At 63.6% G+C, this 19137-nt stretch carries 20 protein-coding genes; 5 read left to right on the top strand and 15 right to left on the bottom strand.

The genetic code is table 11. The features are described from left to right. Nucleotides 1–379: 379 nt before the first annotated feature. Entirely contained in the window at nt 380–2188 is a 1809-nt protein-coding gene (locus RFN28_RS13775) for an NAD(P)-binding domain-containing protein (RefSeq protein ID WP_320287874.1), read from the top strand. Nucleotides 2189–2302: 114 nt separating this feature from the next. Here RFN28_RS13775 and RFN28_RS13770 read toward each other — a convergent pair whose 3' ends face one another. Genes RFN28_RS13770 through RFN28_RS13760 form a run of 3 tightly spaced genes read right to left on the bottom strand, consistent with a single transcriptional unit; the run spans nt 2303 to nt 3748 of the window. Then, nucleotides 2303–2830, bottom strand: coding sequence for a GNAT family N-acetyltransferase (locus tag RFN28_RS13770; protein WP_320287873.1), 528 nt, complete (start codon nt 2828–2830; stop codon nt 2303–2305). A 38-nt stretch (nt 2831–2868) separates the two neighbouring features. After that, entirely contained in the window at nt 2869–3177 is a 309-nt protein-coding gene (locus tag RFN28_RS13765; RefSeq protein WP_320287872.1) for a hypothetical protein, read from the bottom strand. Nucleotides 3178–3181: 4 nt separating this feature from the next. Next, the gene (locus tag RFN28_RS13760) at nt 3182–3748 is read right to left on the bottom strand and encodes a helix-turn-helix domain-containing protein (protein WP_320287871.1); all 567 of its coding nucleotides are present in this window, start codon (nt 3746–3748) and stop codon (nt 3182–3184) included. Between the two features lie 150 nt (nt 3749–3898). On the opposite strand from RFN28_RS13760, the gene RFN28_RS13755 reads away from it, so the two are divergent. Beyond that, a complete protein-coding gene (locus tag RFN28_RS13755; protein WP_320287870.1) occupies nt 3899–5728 on the top strand; it encodes an ATP-binding protein in 1830 nt (609 codons plus the stop codon). A 194-nt stretch (nt 5729–5922) separates the two neighbouring features. Here the strand turns inward: RFN28_RS13755 and RFN28_RS13750 are convergent, their stop codons facing one another. Both RFN28_RS13750 and miaA read right to left on the bottom strand, forming a co-directional pair. Then, a complete protein-coding gene (locus RFN28_RS13750) occupies nt 5923–6714 on the bottom strand; it encodes a GGDEF domain-containing protein (protein WP_320287869.1) in 792 nt (263 codons plus the stop codon). Nucleotides 6715–6841: 127 nt separating this feature from the next. Further along, nucleotides 6842–7786, bottom strand: coding sequence for a tRNA (adenosine(37)-N6)-dimethylallyltransferase MiaA (gene miaA / locus RFN28_RS13745; protein ID WP_320287880.1), 945 nt, complete (start codon nt 7784–7786; stop codon nt 6842–6844). On the opposite strand from miaA, the gene serB reads away from it, so the two are divergent. Both serB and RFN28_RS13735 read left to right on the top strand, forming a co-directional pair. Further along, the gene (gene serB, locus RFN28_RS13740; RefSeq protein ID WP_320287868.1) at nt 7776–8663 is read left to right on the top strand and encodes a phosphoserine phosphatase SerB; all 888 of its coding nucleotides are present in this window, start codon (nt 7776–7778) and stop codon (nt 8661–8663) included. The genes miaA and serB overlap by 11 nt on opposite strands. Further along, a complete protein-coding gene (locus RFN28_RS13735; protein ID WP_320287867.1) occupies nt 8660–9232 on the top strand; it encodes a GNAT family N-acetyltransferase in 573 nt (190 codons plus the stop codon). Before serB ends, RFN28_RS13735 begins: the two co-directional genes overlap by 4 nt. Before the next feature lie 44 nt (nt 9233–9276). Here the strand turns inward: RFN28_RS13735 and RFN28_RS13730 are convergent, their stop codons facing one another. From RFN28_RS13730 to RFN28_RS13705, 6 genes are all read right to left on the bottom strand, one after another. After that, the gene (locus RFN28_RS13730; RefSeq protein WP_320287866.1) at nt 9277–10791 is read right to left on the bottom strand and encodes a DegQ family serine endoprotease; all 1515 of its coding nucleotides are present in this window, start codon (nt 10789–10791) and stop codon (nt 9277–9279) included. A gap of 146 nt (nt 10792–10937) precedes the next feature. Then, a complete protein-coding gene (locus RFN28_RS13725) occupies nt 10938–11123 on the bottom strand; it encodes a DUF2065 domain-containing protein (protein WP_320287865.1) in 186 nt (61 codons plus the stop codon). Between the two features lie 6 nt (nt 11124–11129). Next, nucleotides 11130–12098, bottom strand: coding sequence for a protease modulator HflC (hflC, locus tag RFN28_RS13720; protein ID WP_320287864.1), 969 nt, complete (start codon nt 12096–12098; stop codon nt 11130–11132). Next, a complete protein-coding gene (gene hflK, locus RFN28_RS13715; RefSeq protein WP_320287863.1) occupies nt 12098–13201 on the bottom strand; it encodes an FtsH protease activity modulator HflK in 1104 nt (367 codons plus the stop codon). The genes hflC and hflK overlap by 1 nt, the downstream gene beginning before the upstream one ends. 141 nt (nt 13202–13342) lie before the next feature. Beyond that, on the bottom strand, nt 13343–13861 hold the full coding sequence (locus RFN28_RS13710) for a dihydrofolate reductase (RefSeq protein WP_320287862.1): 519 nt from the start codon (nt 13859–13861) through the stop codon (nt 13343–13345). Continuing rightward, the gene (locus tag RFN28_RS13705; protein ID WP_320287861.1) at nt 13861–14874 is read right to left on the bottom strand and encodes a DUF4424 domain-containing protein; all 1014 of its coding nucleotides are present in this window, start codon (nt 14872–14874) and stop codon (nt 13861–13863) included. Before RFN28_RS13705 ends, RFN28_RS13710 begins: the two co-directional genes overlap by 1 nt. 250 nt (nt 14875–15124) lie before the next feature. On the opposite strand from RFN28_RS13705, the gene cobF reads away from it, so the two are divergent. Further along, a complete protein-coding gene (gene cobF, locus RFN28_RS13700; RefSeq protein WP_320287860.1) occupies nt 15125–15889 on the top strand; it encodes a precorrin-6A synthase (deacetylating) in 765 nt (254 codons plus the stop codon). A gap of 90 nt (nt 15890–15979) precedes the next feature. On the opposite strand, the gene RFN28_RS13695 is transcribed toward cobF, so the two are convergent. From RFN28_RS13695 to modA, 4 genes are all read right to left on the bottom strand, one after another. Next, nucleotides 15980–16321, bottom strand: coding sequence for a winged helix-turn-helix domain-containing protein (locus RFN28_RS13695; RefSeq protein ID WP_320287859.1), 342 nt, complete (start codon nt 16319–16321; stop codon nt 15980–15982). Between the two features lie 85 nt (nt 16322–16406). Beyond that, on the bottom strand, nt 16407–17519 hold the full coding sequence (gene modC, locus RFN28_RS13690) for a molybdenum ABC transporter ATP-binding protein (protein ID WP_320287858.1): 1113 nt from the start codon (nt 17517–17519) through the stop codon (nt 16407–16409). Continuing rightward, nucleotides 17516–18220 carry a molybdate ABC transporter permease subunit gene (gene modB / locus RFN28_RS13685; RefSeq protein WP_320287857.1) on the bottom strand — a complete coding sequence of 235 codons (705 nt, stop codon included), beginning with the start codon at nt 18218–18220 and terminating at the stop codon, nt 17516–17518. Before modB ends, modC begins: the two co-directional genes overlap by 4 nt. A gap of 21 nt (nt 18221–18241) precedes the next feature. After that, on the bottom strand, nt 18242–19036 hold the full coding sequence (gene modA / locus RFN28_RS13680; protein WP_320287856.1) for a molybdate ABC transporter substrate-binding protein: 795 nt from the start codon (nt 19034–19036) through the stop codon (nt 18242–18244). Nucleotides 19037–19137: the final 101 nt, after the last annotated feature.

Below are 19137 nucleotides of genomic sequence, written 5' to 3'. Positions count from 1 at the left end.
CTTTCTTCGCTTGGGGCTCGGCTCGGGCACTCCCCGAAGCAACCCCCGTTTGCTTAACAGCTGCAAAGACTAAGGGCGGGCCGCCGCTCAGACCACGGTCATAACGTCTAGAGCAATTCCAGGAAAAGTGTGAAACGGTTTTCCGTCCGGAATTGCGTCTACACAAAGAGATAGAGCGGTTCACCGTTTCCGTGAAATGGTGAACCGTTCTTGCGTTGCAGCGGCTGTGGCGCGCCATAGCGCACGCAACACCGCCGCAACAGGCAGGACGACGGAAAGGCGCCCTAACCGATTGATTCCAATGCAATCCTCATTGGACGCTGTGGCTGGCACGCCGCTTGCTGTTCATGCCAGGACTCAAGCAAGTGGAGGAGAACAAATGCTCGAGAGAACACCCACCACCAAGGCGCAGGCGCTGCTCGACAAGTTCGGCAAGGCGCTGGAAGCGGGCGACATCGATACCGCCGTCAATTGCTTCCAGGAAGACTGCTACTGGCGCGACCTCGTCACGTTCACCTGGAACCTGAAAACGATGGAGGGCCGCGACCAGATCCGCGACATGCTGCAGGCGACGCTCGCCAACACCAAGCCGACCGGCTGGACGGTGGCCAAAGGCGAGGGAGCGACTGAGGACGGCGGCATCACCACCGCCTGGATCACGTTCGAGACCGGCGTGGCGCGCGGCTTTGGCCTTGTGCGTTTCAAGGGCGACCTGATCTGGACGCTGCTCACCACCATTGCCGAGCTGAACGGCCATGAGGAGAAGGCTGGCTTCACTCGCCCGCTCGGCGCCAAGCACGGCCACGGCAAGGGCCGCAAGACATGGCGAGAGGAGCGCGACGACGAGATCGCCGAACTCGGCCACAGCCGGCAGCCCTATGTCGTCGTCATCGGCGGCGGCCAGGGCGGAATTGCTCTTGGCGCACGGCTGAAACAGCTCGGCGTGCCGACCGTCATCGTCGAGGAGAACGAGCGTCCAGGCGATTCCTGGCGCAAGCGCTACAAGTCGCTCTGCCTGCACGACCCGGTCTGGTATGACCACCTGCCCTATATCGACTTTCCGAAGAACTGGCCGGTCTTTGCGCCGAAGGACAAGATCGGCGACTGGCTGGAGATGTACACCAGGGTGATGGAGCTGAACTACTGGTCCTCCACCACCGCGAAGTCCGCGAAATACGACGATAAGGCCAAGGAATGGACAGTCGTCGTCGAACGCGACGGCAAAGAGATCCTGCTGAAGCCGAAGCAGCTGGTGCTGGCGACAGGCATGTCCGGTAAGGCGAACTGGCCGAAATACAAGGGCCAGGACATCTTCAAGGGCGAGCAGCAGCATTCCTCGACCCACCCCGGTCCGGACAAATATGTCGGCAAGAAAGTCGTGGTAATCGGCTCCAACAACTCCGCGCACGACATCTGCGCGGCGCTGTGGGAAGCAGGCGCGGACGTGACAATGGTGCAGCGCTCGTCCACCCACATCGTCAAGTCCGATACGCTGATGGATATCGGTCTCGGCGCCCTCTATTCGGAGCAGGCGGTGGAGAGCGGCATGACGACGCGTAAAGCCGACATGATCTTCGCCTCCCTGCCCTATCGCATCCTGCATGAATTCCAGATTCCGCTCTACGAGCAGATGAAGGAGCGCGACGCCAAGTTCTACGAGGATCTGAAAAAGGCCGGCTTCATGCTCGACTGGGGTGATGACGGCTCCGGCCTGTTCATGAAGTATTTGCGCCGCGGCTCGGGCTATTACATCGACGTCGGCGCATGCGACCTCGTCATCGATGGCTCGATCAAGCTGAAGAGCGGGCCAGGCGCGGCGGTGCAGGAACTCACCGAAACCGGCGTCAAATTCGTCGACGGCGCCGAATTGCCGGCCGATCTGGTGATCTATGCCACAGGCTACGGCTCGATGAACGGATGGGCTGCAGACCTCATCTCACAGGAAGTGGCCGACAAGGTCGGCAAGGTCTGGGGACTCGGCTCCAACACCACCAAGGATCCCGGCCCGTGGGAGGGCGAGCAGCGCAACATGTGGAAGCCGACGCAGCAGGAGGCGCTGTGGTTCCACGGCGGCAACCTCCACCAGTCGCGCCACTATTCGCAATATCTGTCGCTACAGCTGAAGGCCAGGCAGGTCGGTTTGCCGACGCCTGTTTACGGGCTGCAGCAGGTCTACCACAAGGCTTGAAGCCAGACGCTTTGCAACAGGATGGAAGCCCGGCTACGGGCTTCCATCTATCATGCCCCTTAGGCCCTCGCCCTGCCCGTCAGGCACAGGTCTCATATTGGCGCAACTTACGGGCTATCGATCTCGCCCAATCCGCTTCCAGTAGACGAGCGTGCCGGTAAGCCCGCCATGCGGCTTCAGCGCATAGTCCGGGATCTCGCCGGTCAGCGTGAAGCCGAGCTTCTCGTAGAGGCCGGCAGCCCCCTCCTCGCTGGCTGTGTCCAGCACGAGCAAGGTGCGTCCCTTCTCGACGGCCAGTTCCTCGGCGGCCCGCATCAGGCGGGTCGCAATGCCTTTGCCGCGATGGTCGGGGCGGGTCATCATTTTCGCGATTTCGGCACGGTGCGGCTGGTTGGGCGGGCAATCGAGAAGCAGCGTGACAGAGCCGACAAGCGTCTCGCCGTTCCATGCGCCGAGCACCGCTCTCTCCCCCCGCGCCGCGGCGACGAACGATTTACGCCAGAACTCCCGAGCCGCATCGGGCGACAACGGATGCATGAAGCTCACCGATCCGCCAGCGGCAACCGTCTCGATAAGCAGATCGGCAAGCATCCCGCTGGTTTTCGCGTCGTCGCTCAACGTCCTGATTTCAAGCAAATCCATATCGGTCTTCTCCGCGCAATCGAGAGCTCGTGTCGCGCTCATTCGAAATGACTGGTCCGTCGGCGGCGCCGCGCCCGGCGGATTTCCGCGATGCGCTCGGCGTCGTATTCGCTGAGGTGCCGCCCGCGCTCCAGGATCTCGAGCGTGTATTCCTCGTAGGTAAGGCCAAGCCGCTCGGCCCTTTCCAGCCGCATCAGCATGACGGTCTGGCTCGGCGCCTTCCAGGCCTTGTCATGGGCGGCGCGCCAGGTGAGGAAGATGTAAGCGTCGCCCTTGCCCCAGGGCGGGCCCTCGTAATCGTCGAGCGGCGGCCCGCCATTGTGCGAGCGTCTCAGCCGGCTCGCCATGCGATCAACCCCTGACCAGCGCCACCAGATAGTCGGCGGCTTCCGGCCCAGGCGCATGAAATGTGCAATCCGACGGGGCGCCGAGTGCCAGGCAGTCGCCGGGTTCGAGCCTGTGCACGACATCGCCTTCGGTGAAGTCGAGGCGGCCGCCGATCAGCCAGATCTGCTGCTTGATGAAGGCATAGGATGCGGCCGGGAAGCTCACCTTCGCGCCCGCCGGCAGGCTGACCCTTATCAGCTCGAGCGGCATTTGCGAGGCCGGTGACAGATGCCGCCTGACATAGCCGGTCGCCGGATCCTGCCAGACCGGCTGCTCGTCCTTGCGGGAGAGACCTCCGCCCTGCATTTCGGCTCGGGCAATCAGCGTCGAGAGCGTCATGCCGAAAGCCGACGCTATGCGCACCAGGAGCGCCGCAGTCGGGCTTGTCATGCCGCGCTCCATGGCGCTCAGCATCGCCTTGGAAACATTCGACCGCTCGGCGAGCTCTGCCAGCGACCATCCTCGCAAATCCCGTTCGGATCGTATCCGTCTGCCGATGGTGGATGTAATGTCTTTCGATATATCAGCCATTTGTCCAATATATCGAAATTTGGCCACGACGAAAGGGGCTGTTCGCTCGAATTTTCGCGACCGGCTTAACGGGGCCTACACCCTCCCACCTCACGCGACCTTAACCCCGATTGGCTAGGTTCGACGTTCGAGGAATGGGACAGGTCACCGATGTTTGTTGAACGCGAAGCCTCCGTTGGGGAACCGACATCGCAGGAGCGCCGCAACGCCCAACAAGGCGATAAGCGCATTCTGGGCAATGTCGTCCAGTGCGACGGCGCGCGCGCCACCATCAGCGCCTATGCCGAGGATGCCGAAGGCACGGTCACCGGTCTGTGGACCGTCGGCAAGATGATTTCCATCAACCTTGGCTCGACGCGCACCGTTGGCCTTGTTTACGCGATCGGCAAGTCGGACCGCGCCTGGAGCAACGAAGGCCAGAACCCCATCGAGGTCAGCATCGAGCTGATCGGCGAGGTGCGCGACGGGACCGAGCCTGGCGCCAAGCCGGTCTTCGACCGCGGCATCACCACCTATCCGCATATCGGCGCCATTGCCCACCGTATCCGCAGCCGCGACCTGCAGGCCGTCTACGATCTCGCCGGCCGCCACTCGATCACCATCGGCACGCTGTCGCAGGACGAGGCGATCGACGCCAACATCGCCATCGACGATACGCTGGCGCGCCATTTCGCCATCGTCGGCACGACGGGCGTCGGCAAATCCACGGCTGTCTCGCTGCTTCTGCGCAAGTCGATCCAGGCGCGGCCGGACCTGCGCGTGCTGATCCTCGACCCGCACAACGAGTTTGCCGCCTCGCTTCCGGAATATTGCGTGAAGGTCGATTCCAAGACGCTCGACCTGCCGTTCTGGATGTTCAGGCTGGAAGAATTCGCCGAGGTTCTGTTTCGCGGGCGTGAGACCGTTGCGGAGGAAGTGGACGTCCTGCGCGACCTTATCCCGGCGGCCAAGAACCTCTACCGCAATCCGAGTTCCGGCTCCTACGTCAGGCGCGGCAGCGATGCCCTGACGGCGGACACGCCGGTGCCCTACCGCATCGCCGACCTCCTCAAGCAGATCGACGAGCGCATGGGCTTGCTTGAAAGCAAGAACGACCGCCCGACGCTGAAGTCGCTGAGAACACGCATCGAATCGGCCGCTTCCGATCCGCGCTACCGCTTCATGTTCAATTCGCGGCTGATCGAGGACACCATCCACGAGACGATCGGCAACATCTTCCGCGTGCCGAACCACGGCCGCCCGGTGACCTGCTTCGAGATGGCGGGCATGCCGTCCGAGGTTGTCAATTCCGTCTGCTCGGTGCTGGCGCGCCTTGCTTTCGACCTTGCGCTGTGGAGCGAGGGCCGGCTGCGGCTGCTCCTGCTCTGCGAGGAGGCGCACCGCTACATGCCCGCCGATCCGCGCCTCGGCTTCGCGCCGACCCGGCATGCCTTGTCGCGTATCGCCAAGGAAGGCCGCAAATATGGCTGTTACCTCGGCGTCGTCACCCAGCGTCCCGGCGAGCTCGATCCGACCATCCTGTCGCAATGCTCGACCTTCTTCGCCATGCGGCTCGCCAACGAGCAGGACCAGGCGATCATCCGCTCGGCGATCGCCGATTCCTCGGCCTCGACATTGGCCTTCCTGTCTTCGATGGGCCAGCGCGAGGCCATCGCCTTCGGTGAAGGTGTGGCGACCACCATGCGGCTCAAATTCGAGAAGCTGTCCCGGGAATTCATCCCGGGAACGGCGAAGCGCGAGCAGACCTTGCCCGCGGAAGCAGGCGACGATGTCGACCTCGCTGGCATCGTCGAGCGGCTGCGCAACGTCCCGAAACCGCAGCAGTCGATAGCCTTCGCCGAGACGGTCGACACCAGCCGCCAGGCCGGCGATCCCGACTACCGCAAGCCAGCGGCCCCACGCGTCCAGCCGGACGACGATTTCGACATGCGCTACGGCCTGAGGCCGTCGACCTTCGGCATGCGTCAGCAGAACGATTGAGGCTGCGCTTTCACGGCAAGACTGTCTCTGTGCTTGTCGCCCAAAGTGGGTAAATCCCGTCAGGGAATCCGTCAGGCCGAGTCGGCTGGTGCCGTTTGCGAGAACCGGATCGGAGCGTACTTTCCCGTACGCGAGCACCGGAAGCGCAGAAAACGGCGGCATACGGCCGGCATCACGAATTCAGTGATGGGATTTTAGGCGCAGACGCGGTTGCGGCCCTGCTTCTTCGCCTCATAGAGCTGGCGGTCGGCGCGGCGATAGAAATCCTCCGCGCTCTCCTTGCGGTCCCAGACGGCAAGGCCGACGCTGGTGGTGACCTTGAGCCGCACATTGCCCGACAGGATCGACATATTGGCGACGGCCTTGCGGATGCGCTCGGCGAAGCGGGCGAGCAGCTCCGCGTCCATGTTGGGCGTGACAACCGCAAACTCCTCGCCGCCCAGCCGCGCCACCACGTCGTGATAGCGCGTCATGCCTCTCAGGCACGATGCGACGGCTCTCAGCACCTCGTCGCCGACATCATGGCCATGCGTGTCGTTGACCTGCTTGAAATGATCGAGGTCGAGGATCATCAGCCCCACCGGCTTGTCGATGCGGCGGAACTCATCGAGATATTCGCGCAACGCATCATCGAAATAGCGGCGGTTCTGCATGCCGGTCAGGCCATCGGTGAGGGCCGCCTGCTCGAGCGTCTGCGAACGGGCGCTCAGCGAAACCGTCATGGCGCGCAGCTTGCCCTCTTCCCTCACCTGGCCGCGGATTAGCGGGTAGATGAAGAAGGTTCCGAAGAACAGTGCGGCGGCCAGCAGCGCGCCGGTCGCGAACAGCAGTTTGTTGAGATAGATGATCCTTTCGAGCCGCGACGCGGTGTCGAGATCGGTCGCGATATCCTGCAATTGGCCATAGGCGTGGAAGGTCACCAAGCCGGCGGCCAGGATCACGAAAATAAAGACAAAAAAAGCGGATTCCGCCTTATGGAAACGCATCGATTCCCCGCGGGACTGCAACCCCTTGCCGTTATGGCATGCGCGGCCTTACGGACGGTTAACCCGGGACAACCTGAACGAGAAGGCGCATCGACCGCTCTAAGTTCCTGATTGAAACCGGATATGATCAGATTGTAATTGCGGGCCCGTCGCCTGGGCGGAGCCTCCGCCAGTCGGCACCGAGCTGATGCCTGAACCAGGTCGTCTGACGCTTGGCATATTGGCGCGTCGCGATCTTGGCGCGCTCGATCGCCTCGGCAAAGCTCACTTGTCCGGCCAGCGCGGCCTGCAGCTCACGCACCCCGATCGCCTTCATCGCCGGCAGGTCCGGATCGAGGCCGAGCGCCATCAACTGTCTGACCTCGTCGAGCGCGCCCTTGTCGAGCATCTGGTCAAACCGTGCGTCGATGCGCGCAACCAGCTCGCCGCGATCCGGCTCGATCACCAGGAAGAGTGCGCTGTCGCGATCGATAAGCGGCTGGCCGCGCGCCGCTTGCCATTCGAGGATCGACCGGCCGGACGCGTCGAGCACCTCGAGCGCCCGCACGACGCGCTGGCTGTCGGTCGGCCTGAGCTGCCTGGCAGCGGCCGAATCCTCACGCATCAGAATGCGGTGCAGCCGTTCAGCACCCTGTTCCTTGAGCGCATAGCGCCAGCGCTCACGCACCGACGGCGGAATGTCGGGCATATCCGAGATGCCTTCGGCAAGCGCGCGGAAATAGAGCCCCGTACCGCCGACGAAGACGGCCGGCCGCCCCGACAAAGCACCTTCCGCGATAAGCCCGGTGACGTCGCGCAGCCAGGCGCCGGTGGAGTAGGCTGTCGAAGGATGGACATGGCCGTAGAGGTAATGCGGAACACGGGCCGTTTCGGCGGCGCTTGGGCGCGCCGTCAGCACGTTGAGCACCGAATAGCCTTGCATGGAATCGGTGTTGACGATGACGCCACCCTTGCGCTCGGCGATATCGAGCGCCAGCGCCGACTTGCCGCTGGCGGTCGGCCCCGCTATCAGGATCGCGTCCTTGACGCGGCCTTTGCCCGTCTGCCTGCCGGAATTTTCGATGCCGCTGATCGCCACGCTTGTATCCCGTCCTGAAAACCGCGCAGTGTCGGTCCCGCTTGCGAATATGGCCTTGAAGGCGGCCGGCGCAAGCGCCGTTCATTGGCTGGCTGAAGGCGTCGCCTGCGATCTGGTTTTGCCGGAGACGCCCGACATCGGCGAATTGACGGCCAATCTTCGCGCGGCATTGGCCTCCGAGCCGATCGACATCATCGTCCAGCCCGCTGAAGGCAGAAGGAAGAAGATCCTGCTTGCCGATATGGATTCGACGATGATCAACCAGGAATGCATCGACGAGCTTGCCGACGAGATCGGCGTCAAAGAGCACGTCGCTGCGATCACCGCTCGGTCGATGAATGGTGAGATCGCATTCGAGCCCGCCTTGCGCGAGCGCGTCGCGTTGCTTCGGGGGCTCGACACGGCGGTGGTCGACCGCATCATCGCCAACCGGCTGACGCTGGCCGCCGGCGGCCGCGCGCTGGTGCAGACCATGCGCGCCAACGGCGCCTGGACGGCGCTGATCTCCGGCGGCTTCGACGTCTTCACCAGCCGCATCGCCGCAATGCTGGGTTTCCAGGAAAATCGCGCCAACCGGCTGATCGAGGACGGCGGCAAATTTACCGGCACGGTGGCCGAGCCGATCCTCGGCCGTGCCGCCAAGGCCGAGGCGCTGCTCGACATCACGGCCAGACTTGGCCTGACGACCGAGGATGCGGTTGCCGTGGGCGACGGCGCCAACGACCTCGACATGATCCGGCTCGCCGGCACCGGCGTCGCCCTCCACGCCAAGCCGGCGGTGGCGGAGCAGGCAAGGATCCGCATCGATCACAGCGATCTCACCGCGCTGCTCTATCTCCAGGGCTACCGGAGCGAGGACTTCGTGCCGTGAAGCCGATGCGTACCGAGCGCCTCATCCTGCGCAACTGGGAAGAGCGTGACCGCGCGCTCTTCCATCGCATCAACTCCGACGAGCGCGTGATGGAGTTCTTTCCCTTCCGCCGCGATCGCGCAGCGGCGGACGCCAAGATGGACGAGCTTCGCGCCAGGATCGATGAAGATGGCCACGGCTTCGCCGCAGCCGAGATCGCCGCCACGGGCGAGTGCATCGGCTTTGTCGGCATTACCGGAACAGAGGATTTGGACGTCTTGCCTGGCGGCACGATCGAGATCGGCTGGCGGCTGGCGCCGGAATTCTGGGGCAAGGGCTATGTCACCGAGGCGGCGAAAGCCTGGCTCGCCTATGGTTTCGAAACGCTTGGGCTGGACGAAATCGTCTCCTTTGCCGTCGCTGAAAACCACCGCTCCATCGCCGTCATGAAACGGCTCGGCATGCGCGCCGATCCGGGCGCCGGCTTCGACCATCCGGCTGTTCCGGACAGCCATCCACATCTCAAGCGCCATGTCCTCCACAGGCTGTCGCGCGAGGACTGGCAGGCGCGACATAGGGCGGCTCGCTAGCCGCCCTTTTCATTGCAACCCAATTGGTTGCCTAGTTTTTGGACTCAGTCCATCCGGATCGTCACAAACCGCAGTTCGCCGGTCTTCGACGCCAGCATCAGCAGCGCGTTCTTGCGGCCTTGCTGCTTCAGCGCGCCGATCCGGTCCATGACATCCTTCGGCGTCCCGACCGATTCCTGCGCGATCTCGGTGATCACCTCGCCGGGCTGGATGCCGCGCTCGGCGGCGGCGGAATCCTTGGCGACGTCGGTGATGACCACGCCCGACACATCGGCCGCGATGCCGAACTTCTGTCGCGTCTGGTCGTTGAGCTCGCCGACCGTCATGCCGAGCACCGAAGCTGCGGATACCGGAGGCGCCTTGTCACCATTGCCCTGATCGGTATTGCCGTTTTCACCTTTAGCCAGCTTCTCTCCGTCCTCGAGCCGGCCGAGCGTCACCTTGACAGTCTGCTCGACGCCCTTGCGCACGATCACGACATCGACCGCCTTGCCGACGGGACTTTCGGCGACGACGCGCGGCAGGTCGCGCATCTCGTGGATGTCCTTGCCGTCGAATTTGATGATGACGTCGCCGGCCTGAACCGTACCGTTGTCGACCGGCCCGCCCTTGATGACACCGGCCACCAGCGCGCCCTTGGCGGTCGCCATGCCGAGGCTTTCGGCAATGTCGTCCGTCACCGGCTGAATGCGCACGCCGAGCCAGCCGCGCCGCGTCTCGCCGAATTGGCGAAGCTGGTCGACCACGCCCGCCGCAAGCTGCGAGGGGATCGAGAAGCCGATGCCGATCGAGCCGCCCGACGGCGAGATGATGGCGGTGTTGATTCCGATGACCTCGCCATTGGCGTTGAACAGCGGCCCGCCCGAATTGCCGCGGTTGATGGCGGCGTCGGTCTGGATGAAATCGTCATAGGGGCCGGAATTGATGTCGCGGTTGCGCGCCGAGACGATGCCGACCGTCACCGTGCCGCCGAGGCCGAACGGGTTGCCGATCGCCATCACCCAGTCGCCGACGCGCATCCTGGTGGAATCGCCGAACTTCACGGCCGTCAGTTTGTGGCCCTTCGGATCGACCTTCAGCACCGCGACGTCGGTCTTGGTGTCGGTGCCGATAAGCGTCGCCTTCAGCGTCGCGCCATCTGAGAAATTGACCTCGATGTCGTCGGCATCGGCGATGACATGGTTGTTGGTCACCACGATGCCCTGCTCGGCGTCGATGACGAAGCCTGAGCCCAACGACTGCACCTTCTGCCCGCCGCCGCCCTTGTCGCCGTTACGGTTCTTGAAGAAATCGTCGAAGAAGTCCTGGAAGGGCGAGCCTTCAGGGAGTTGCGGCATCGGCACAGCGCCCGGGCCTTCCGTGCCTTTCACCGTCTGCGAGGTCGAGATGTTGACCACCGCGCCAAGCAGGCGCTCGGCGAGATCGGCGACGGAAGGAGGCCCGTCGGAAGCGATCGTGGGCGTTACGAAAGACGGGACGGCAAGGATGCCGACGACGAATGCGGTAGCGCCGGCGAAAAGCGTGCGCCGCGCCGCGCGCAACAGTGTGTCGGATATCATCGTGGCCTCCTGGTGTTTCACAAAAGGAAAAGCGCTTCCGCAAAGGCGCCTGTCCAATTCATGTTGGCAAGAAATAAGGCGCGTTTGCGGCTATAGCTATCTGCGGAAGATAAATCGTCAATTGCTGCGGCACCAAGGAAATTTCATCAGCCTCGAACCAGCCAGATGATGCCGACACCAATGGCGATCGCGGCCAGCCCGCCGAACCGCAGCATATTCTCCGGCATCGACAGCACCTCTGCCGCGAGTTTCCGGGCCAGAGCCGGAAACCCGCCATAGACCAGGCCCTCGATGACGAGGACCAGACCGATTGCCGCGAAAAGGTCCCGCACCGTCCGCTACTGGGTGGTACTGGATTGCGGTGCCGGCGCAGCCGGCGCCGGTTGCCCTGTTCCAGGTTGGGATGCCGGCGGTTGCCCAGGCACAGGCTTGCTCTCCGGATCGCGGAAGTAGCGGAAGAATTCCGACTGCGGCGACAGCACCATGGTTGTGCCGGTGTTGTCCAGCGCAGTGCCATAGGCATTCATCGAGCGGTAGAAATCGAAGAAGGCCGGATCGCGCTTGTAGGCATCCGCAAAGGTCGCGCTGCGTTGCGCCTCGCCTTCGCCGCGCAGGATTTCCGATTCCTTCTGCGCCTCGGCGACGATCTCGACGACCTCGCGGTCGGCCCTGGCCCTGATGCGCTGCGCCGCCTCGTTGCCGCGCGCCCTCAGCCGCTCGGCTTCCGCCAGGCGTTCGGCCTTCATGCGGTCGTAGGTCTGCTGCGAGACTTCCGCCGTCAAATCCGTCCGGCGGATGCGCACATCATCGATGTCGAGACCGAGCGACGTTGCATCCGGGCGCAATTGGTCGCGCACCTCGCGCATCATGACGGCGCGCTGCTCGGAGAGCGCTGCCTCGAAGTCGCGCAGGCCGTAGACGCGGCGCAGCGCCGCATCGAGACGCGTCCTCAGGCGGGCCTCGGCGAGTTCCACCTGCCCCGACACCGCGGCGCGGAAGGTGCGCGGATCCGAGATGCGGTAGGCGATGAAGGCGTCGACCTCATAGAACTTGCCGCCGGAGACCTGGACGCGGATATTGTCGAGGTCGAAGCGCATCACCCTCTTCTCGATCATCTGAACGCTGTCGGCGTCAAAGAAGGCGAAGGGCGCCTTGAAGTAGATGCCCGGCTCGTTCTTGACGTCGATGATCTCGCCGAATCTCAGCACGATCGCCTGCTGGCCCGCATTGACCACGAAGACCGACGAATAGAGCAGGAACAGAAGGACGGCCGCAATGACGGCAACGATGGGAAGACGGTTGGCCATCACTGGTTACCTCCGAACGCCGGCGCCGGCGGCGCCTTCGGCTGCAGTGCCGGCAATGGCAGATAGGGAAGCACGCCCTGTCCGTTGCCCTGCTCGACGACGACCTTGTTCGAGTCCTTCAGGATCCGCTCCATGGTTTCCAGATAAAGCCGCTTGCGCGTCACGTCGGGCGCCTTGGCGTATTCGTTGTAGACGGAGATGAAACGCTGCGCCTCGCCTTCGGCCTCCTGCATGACGCGGTTCTTGTAGGCGGCCGCGTCCTCGCGGATCTGCGCCGCCTGGCCACGCGCCTGGCCGAGCTTCTGGTTGGAATACTGGTTGGCCTGCTCGACGAACTTGTCCTCGTCCTGCTCGGCGCGCTGAACCTCGTCGAAGGCATCGGCCACCTCGCGCGGCGGTGCAGCGTCTTCGATCGAAATCGCATTGACCTGCAGGCCGGTCTTGTAGCCGTCGAGCGTCGTTTGGACGATTTCACGCACCGAAGCAGCGATGCCCTGGCGATCGTCGCGGAAGATGTCCTGCGCCGGGCGCCGGCCGACGACTTCGCGCATCGCGCTTTCGGCCACCTGCGCCAGCATGCCGTCGGGATCGGAGACATCGAACAGGTAGGCCCTGGGGTCGGAGACCTGGTAGGCGACCGAAAACTGCACGTTGACGATGTTCTGGTCGCCGGAGAGCATCAACCCGGCGCTGTTGCTGCTCGATCCGCCACTGCCGATGCTGACCAGTTGTTCGGAGATCTTGGCCGTCTCGACCGTTTCGATCGGCCACCAATGGAAATGCAGGCCGGGTTGCGAAAGCTCTTCCTTCGGCTTGCCGAAGCGCAGTTCGACGGCAACCTCGTCAGGCTGCACGGTGTAGATCGCCTTGAAGGCCCAAAGCACGACGAGCGCGAGCGCAATAAGCCCGAGGACGGCCGGACTGGCGCCGCCGCCTCCAGGAAGAGCGCGCCGCAGCCTATCCTGGCCGCGACGGATTATGTCTTCGAGGTCGGGAGGCGAACCCTGCGGTCCGCTTGGCCCTCTTGGCCCCTGCCCCCAGGGTCCCTGGTTGCCGCCGCCGCCCCAAGGGCCGCCGCCACCGCTCTTGTCGTTCCAGGGCATGAATGTCCTTTCGCTTCGGTTCCCTCGGGCCTTACGGCGCAATCCTCATGTCGTTCTTCTATAGGGACGCTGTGAGGCGCTTTCAACGCGATCTGCAATCGGCAACGGCCGATTTGAGCCGTTAGCGACCCTTTGTCGTCTCTAATACCTATCGTGACGACGTTCGTAGACGGTGTAGCGCGTCGCGTGGCTGTCCTTCTCGCCTGCCGGAAAATCTTCGGAACGGACGATCCGCCAGAGAGCCGGATCGATCGGCGGGAAATGCGCATCGCCGTCGACCGCGGCCAGCACATGCGTGACATGCAGACGGTCGGCAAGCGGCAAGGCCTGGGCATAGATCTCGCCGCCGCCGACCACGCAGACCTCCTCGGCGCCGGCCATGCAGCGGCCGCGCACCTTGGCCAGAGCGATCGCTTCGTCGAGCGAGTGCGCGACCTCGATGCCCTCGGCACGCCAGGCCTTGTCCCGCGTCACCACGATGTTGAGCCTGCCGGGCAGCGGCCGGCCGATGCCTTCATAGGTCTTGCGACCCATGATGATCGGCTTGCCCATCGTATCGGCCTTGAAGCGCTTGAGATCGCTGGAAAGCCGCCATGGCAGCCCGCCTTCGCGCCCGATCACCCCGTTCTCGGCGATGGCTACATAGATCGCGATATCCATCAGCCGCCATTCCCGCCATTGTCCGACGGCTCGAGCAGCAGGATGTCGATGTCGTGCTCGGGATAAAAATCCTTCGCGGTCATTTCGAAGGTGGTCGGACCGACCTTGCGGACATTGTCGCCGCAGAAGGAAACCAGGTTTTTGGCCTTGCCCTTGTCGATCGTCAGCTTGAAATTGCCGATACTGCCGGACGCCCAGTTGCCCCCGGTGGTCAGGATATAGGCGATGCGGCTTTCGAAATATTTCGGATAACCGTCGGGATTTTCCTTGGCCGCCTTGCGCACCGCGTTCTCGAAGGCGCCGTCCATGCAATAGCGGGTCTTGTAGGTGTCGTACTGCCCCTGGAATTTGCCGTCATAATAGAAGCTGACCGAAGAGGTGCCGCCGACGCTCGGCTTGTAGCGGTGCGATACGTGGACTTGCTTGTTGGCCGGGAAGGTCGAGCGCCACCAATAGGTCGAACGCAACTGCCAGAATGGCGCGTAGACGGTTTGCATGCCCGAGCCGTCATCGGCGGTGTCCTCGATGATGATGCCGCGATTTTCCCAATCCTCGGCAACGTTCTTGGGCAGCTTTGCCAGCGCCGCCTTGGCGGTATCGCCGAACGGATAAAGCGGCACATTCTGCGCCTTCAGGTCTGCGGTGATGTCGATGCCCAGGGCAAACGCCTTTTGCTCGAGTTGCGGCTTCGCGTTAGCGCCGTCGATCGTCACCTCGAAGCCGAGGAAATTGTCGCTCTGCGCTTCCGGGATCGCCGGCATCTCGTTCGGATCGCCCTCGATATCCGGCATCGGGAAGGCGACGATGGCGTCGACGTCCTTGTCGGTGTTGTTGCGGAAGACGTAGTCGACCGTCACCTTTTCCGGCGAGATGAAGAGATCCTCGCTTTCCATGGCAACCGCATCGCTGCGCGACAGGATCAGCCCGCCGGTGCCAAGCTCGGCGACGGAATCGTTGGCGAAGGCCGGCGCGGCCAAGAATGCCAGAGCTGCGGTCAGGACAGTGCGGAACATGGATCCCCCTCTCGACGGCAATACCGGAACCATCCGGATGTGCGCTTCCATCTAGAGCAATTCCAGGAAAAGTGTGTAGCGGTTTTCCGTCCCAAATTGCGCAAAACAAATAGCTAGAGCAGTTCGGCGTTTCTTCCAAACGACGCGCCGCTCTGGCCATTTCAATGCGGCGTTTCAAAGCCCTGCGCCGGCACGCACCTATGCCAAGCCTATCTGGACACCGGCCGTCCGATCGGGCAGGAGAACGCGCATGCGCAAGCTTCTCATCATCGGCATCGGCGCCGGCAATCCCGAACACATGACGGTCCAGGCAATCAACGGCCTGAACCGAGCCGACGTGCTGTTCATTCCCGACAAAGGCGCCAGGAAGAGCGACCTTGCGGAACTCCGCCGGCAGATCTGCGACCGCTTCGTCACCAACCCGAAGTCGCGTCGCGTCGAATTCGACGTGCCGGTCCGTGCCGAACCGACATCGTCCTATCGCGTGACCGTCGACGACTGGCATGAGGCGATCGCCGAGATCTATGAGGGGCTGATCCGCGACGAGCTTGCCGAAGACGGCTGCGGCGCCTTCCTGATCTGGGGCGACCCCTCGGTGTATGACAGCGCGCTGCGCATACTCGAACGCGTGCGTCTGAGGGGCAATGTCGCTTTCGAGCTCGAGGTCATCCCCGGCATCACCGCGATCCAGGCGCTCGCCGCATCGCATGCAACAGCGCTCAACCGCATCGGCGATTCGATCCTGGTCACCACCGGCCGCCGCCTCACTGAGGAAGGCCTGCCAGCGAATGCCGGCTCAACGGTGGTGATGCTCGACGGCAAATGCGCCTTCAACACGCTGGCCGACAAGGATGTCTTCATCCAGTGGGGCGCCTATCTCGGCACGCCGGACGAAATCATCGTCTCCGGCCGCCTCGGCGATGTCGGCGCCGAGATCGAGAAGGTCCGTGAGGAGGCCCGGCTGAAAAAGGGCTGGATCATGGACACCTATCTGCTGAGGAAGCCAGGGGGTTAGGCAGAAGGGCGATCGGCAGTCGTTGATTTCGTGCGTGTCGAGCAACTCTAGGACATCACATCCTACTGCCTAGTCCCTACTACCTAATCCCTACTCCGCATCGATCTCCGCCTGCAATGCCTGCATGTGCACTGCGGCCGCCGAAGCGGCTGCGCGCTCGATAGCCCTGAAGCGGCTGACGACGGCGAGGCCCACCGGAGTCAATTGCGCGCCGCCGCCCTTCTTGCCGCCGGTCTGCGCCGACACCAGCGGCTTGCCGAAGACCCGGTTCATATCCTCGACGAGGTCCCAGGCATGCTTATAGGACATTTCCATGCCGCGCGCGGCGGCCGAAATCGAGCCGAAGGCTGCGATCTGCTCCAGAAGCTCGATCTTGCCCGGCCCAATCCGCCCGTCGGGGTCGAGGTTTATCCGCAAGCTCAGCGATGGCATCTCTTGTCCTCCGCGATCATGTCGAGATTACCCCCTCTGCCGCCATATCGCTATTCCAAACCAACATAGCGATGCTGCACTTTCGTCAACCATCAGCCTCGGCCGGCAGCCCAGGGCCTGTCGTGGCGCTGTCGAAGCTCACCGTCTTGATCACCGCGAAGACCTTGCGGCCGAGCGCGAGGCGCAAGCTTTGTTTCGACTGTTCGGTGATGCGCGCAAGCACGGTTGCGCCGTTGCAATCGATGGCGATCTCCACCGTCGGCCCGACGCCCGGCCTGACCGCGGCGATCGTTCCCGCCAAAATGTTGAGCGCGCTGAGGCCCGCCGGCTGCTCGGTCGCGATCATGACGTCGCGAGCGCGGATGCGGAGCCGCACCGGAGTTCCGACCGGCCGTGCCAGTTGCGGCACGCGAATCTCGCCGGCCGGCGAGCCGAGCACGGTCATGCCGAAAGCCTCGTCGTGGCGCAGCACCCTGGTGTCGAGCACCGCGCCGCCCTCGCCCCGCTCCTCCGCCGGCAAAAGGTCGAGCCGCTGCATGATCGCCTCGGTCTGACCGAAGGCCGCGACAGTGCCTCGCGAAAGAACCACCACGTCGCTTGCCAGGCGTGCAACCTCGGCAATGGAATGGCTGACATAGACGATCGGGATCTTCGTCTCGTCGCGCAGCCGCTCGATATAAGGCAGGATCTCGGCTTTGCGCGCCTCGTCGAGCGAGGCGAGCGGTTCGTCCATGAGGAGCAGCTTCGGGCTGGCAAGCAGAGCACGGCCGATCGCCACGCGCTGCTTTTCGCCGCCCGACAGTTTTACCGGCCGCCGGTCGAGCAGATGGCTGATGCCGAGAAGATCGACCACCGCATCCACGTTGGCATAGCGCTCTGCAGACGGCGTGAACCAGCGGCCGTAGCGCAGATTGCCGGCGACGCTCATATGCGGGAAAAGCCGCGCGTCCTGGAACACCATGCCGATCCGCCGCTTGTGCATCGGCACGAAGATGTCCGCTGCGGTGTCGACCAGCACGCGCCCGTCAACCGCGATGCGACCTTTTTGCGGCCGGATCAGCCCGGCGATCAGGTTGATCAGCGTCGACTTGCCGGAGCCGGACGGTCCGAACAGCGCGATTAGGCGGCCGGCGCTCTCGAAATTCGCTTCGATCTCGAAATCGCCGAGGCGATGGCTGATGTCGACCGAAAGCGTCATTCGATGTCCATCCGCCGGCCGACCCGCCGCGCAAGAACTTCGGAGGCCACCAGCGCGACCATCGAGATGACGACCGAGATCAGCGTCAGCCGCAGCGCCCCGGCATCGCCACCCGGCACCTGCGTGAAGGTGTAGATCGCCGAGGGTAGCGTCTGAGTCTCGTTGGGGATGTTGGAGACGAAGGTGATCGTGGCGCCGAACTCGCCCATCGCCTTGGCGAATGACAGGATCGCGCCGGCAATCAGCCCGGGCAGGATCAGCGGCAGCGTGATGGTGGCGAAAATCCAGAGTGGGTTGGCGCCGAGCGTGCCGGCCGCCGCCTCCATCTTGCGGTCGACCGCCTCGATCGACAGCCGGATCGCCCGCACCATCAGCGGAAAGCCCATCACGCCGCAGGCAAGTGCCGCGCCCGTCCAGCGAAAGGAAAAGACAATGCCGAAATGCTCGGCGAGAAACGCGCCGGCCGGCCCGCGCCGGCCGAAGGTGAGCAAGAGCAGGTAGCCAGTCACCACCGGCGGCAGGATCAGCGGCAGATGCACCAGCCCGTTGAGCAGCGTCTTGCCCCAGAAGCGCCCTCGCGCGAGCAGGAGCGCAATCAATATGCCCGGCGGCAGGCTGGCGAGCATCGCCACCGTCGCCACCTTGATGGACAGCCGGACCGCATTCCATTCGTCGGGCGTCAGGTCCAGCAGCCAATTCATATTGCGCTTGCGAAGTCCTTCTCAGTTGCTCGGGGCGAGCACCGTGAAGCCTTGCTCCTTGAACAGGTCCGCCGCCTTGGCCGACTCGACGCACTTCAGGAAGGCAGCCGTATCCTTGTCCTTCGAATCCGCCGTCTGGGCAATCGGGTAGACGATCGGCGGATGCGAATCCTCGGGGAAGGTGCCGACGACCTTCACGCCCTTTTCGGCATACGCGTCGGTGGCGTAGACGATGCCGAGCGTGGCCTCGCCCGTCGACACCAGCTTCAGCGCCGCGCGCACATTTTCGGCCTGCGCGACCTTGCCTTCGACCGAGGGCCAGACGCCCAGCGATTCCAGCGCCGCCTTGCCGTATTTGCCGGCCGGCACCGCCTTGACATCACCAATTGCGAGCCTGCCGTCGCCGATGAGCTTGGCGAGATCGAAACCCTTTTCGATCTTGGCTTCGACCTTGGAATCCTTCGGCGCCACCAGCACGATCTGGTTGCCGAGCAGCTTCACTTCGGTATCCGGCTTGATCAGCTTCTTGTCGGAAAGATACTTCATCCAGTCGAGGTCCGCCGAGACGAAGACATCGGCCGGCGCGCCGCCTTCGATCTGCTTGGCCAGCGCCGAGCTTGCCGCGTAGGAAATGGTGGCGGCCTCGCCGACCTCCGGCTCGCAGGCCTTGTTGACCGCATCGAGCGCGTCCTTGAGGCTTGCCGCGGCGAACACGACCACCTTGTCGTCGGCATGAGCCGCCGGCACGGCCGCCATCAACGCCGCCGTCAATCCGCCGATGGCGATCGCCTTCAATCCAAAACCGTTGCCCGTCATGAAACCTCTCCCTGTTTGAAATCGTGCGGCCAAAGCCCTGAGTCGATATATCCATATGAACATAACAAGGAAAGGCTTTTTACCTTCAGTGCCATTGTGCG

Origin of the sequence: Mesorhizobium album (genome assembly GCF_033977205.1) — a bacterium.
Lineage (GTDB): Bacteria > Pseudomonadota > Alphaproteobacteria > Rhizobiales > Rhizobiaceae > Mesorhizobium > Mesorhizobium album.
Note: the sequence above shows the minus strand (reverse complement) of the source record. Positions and strands in the feature narration are given on the sequence as shown.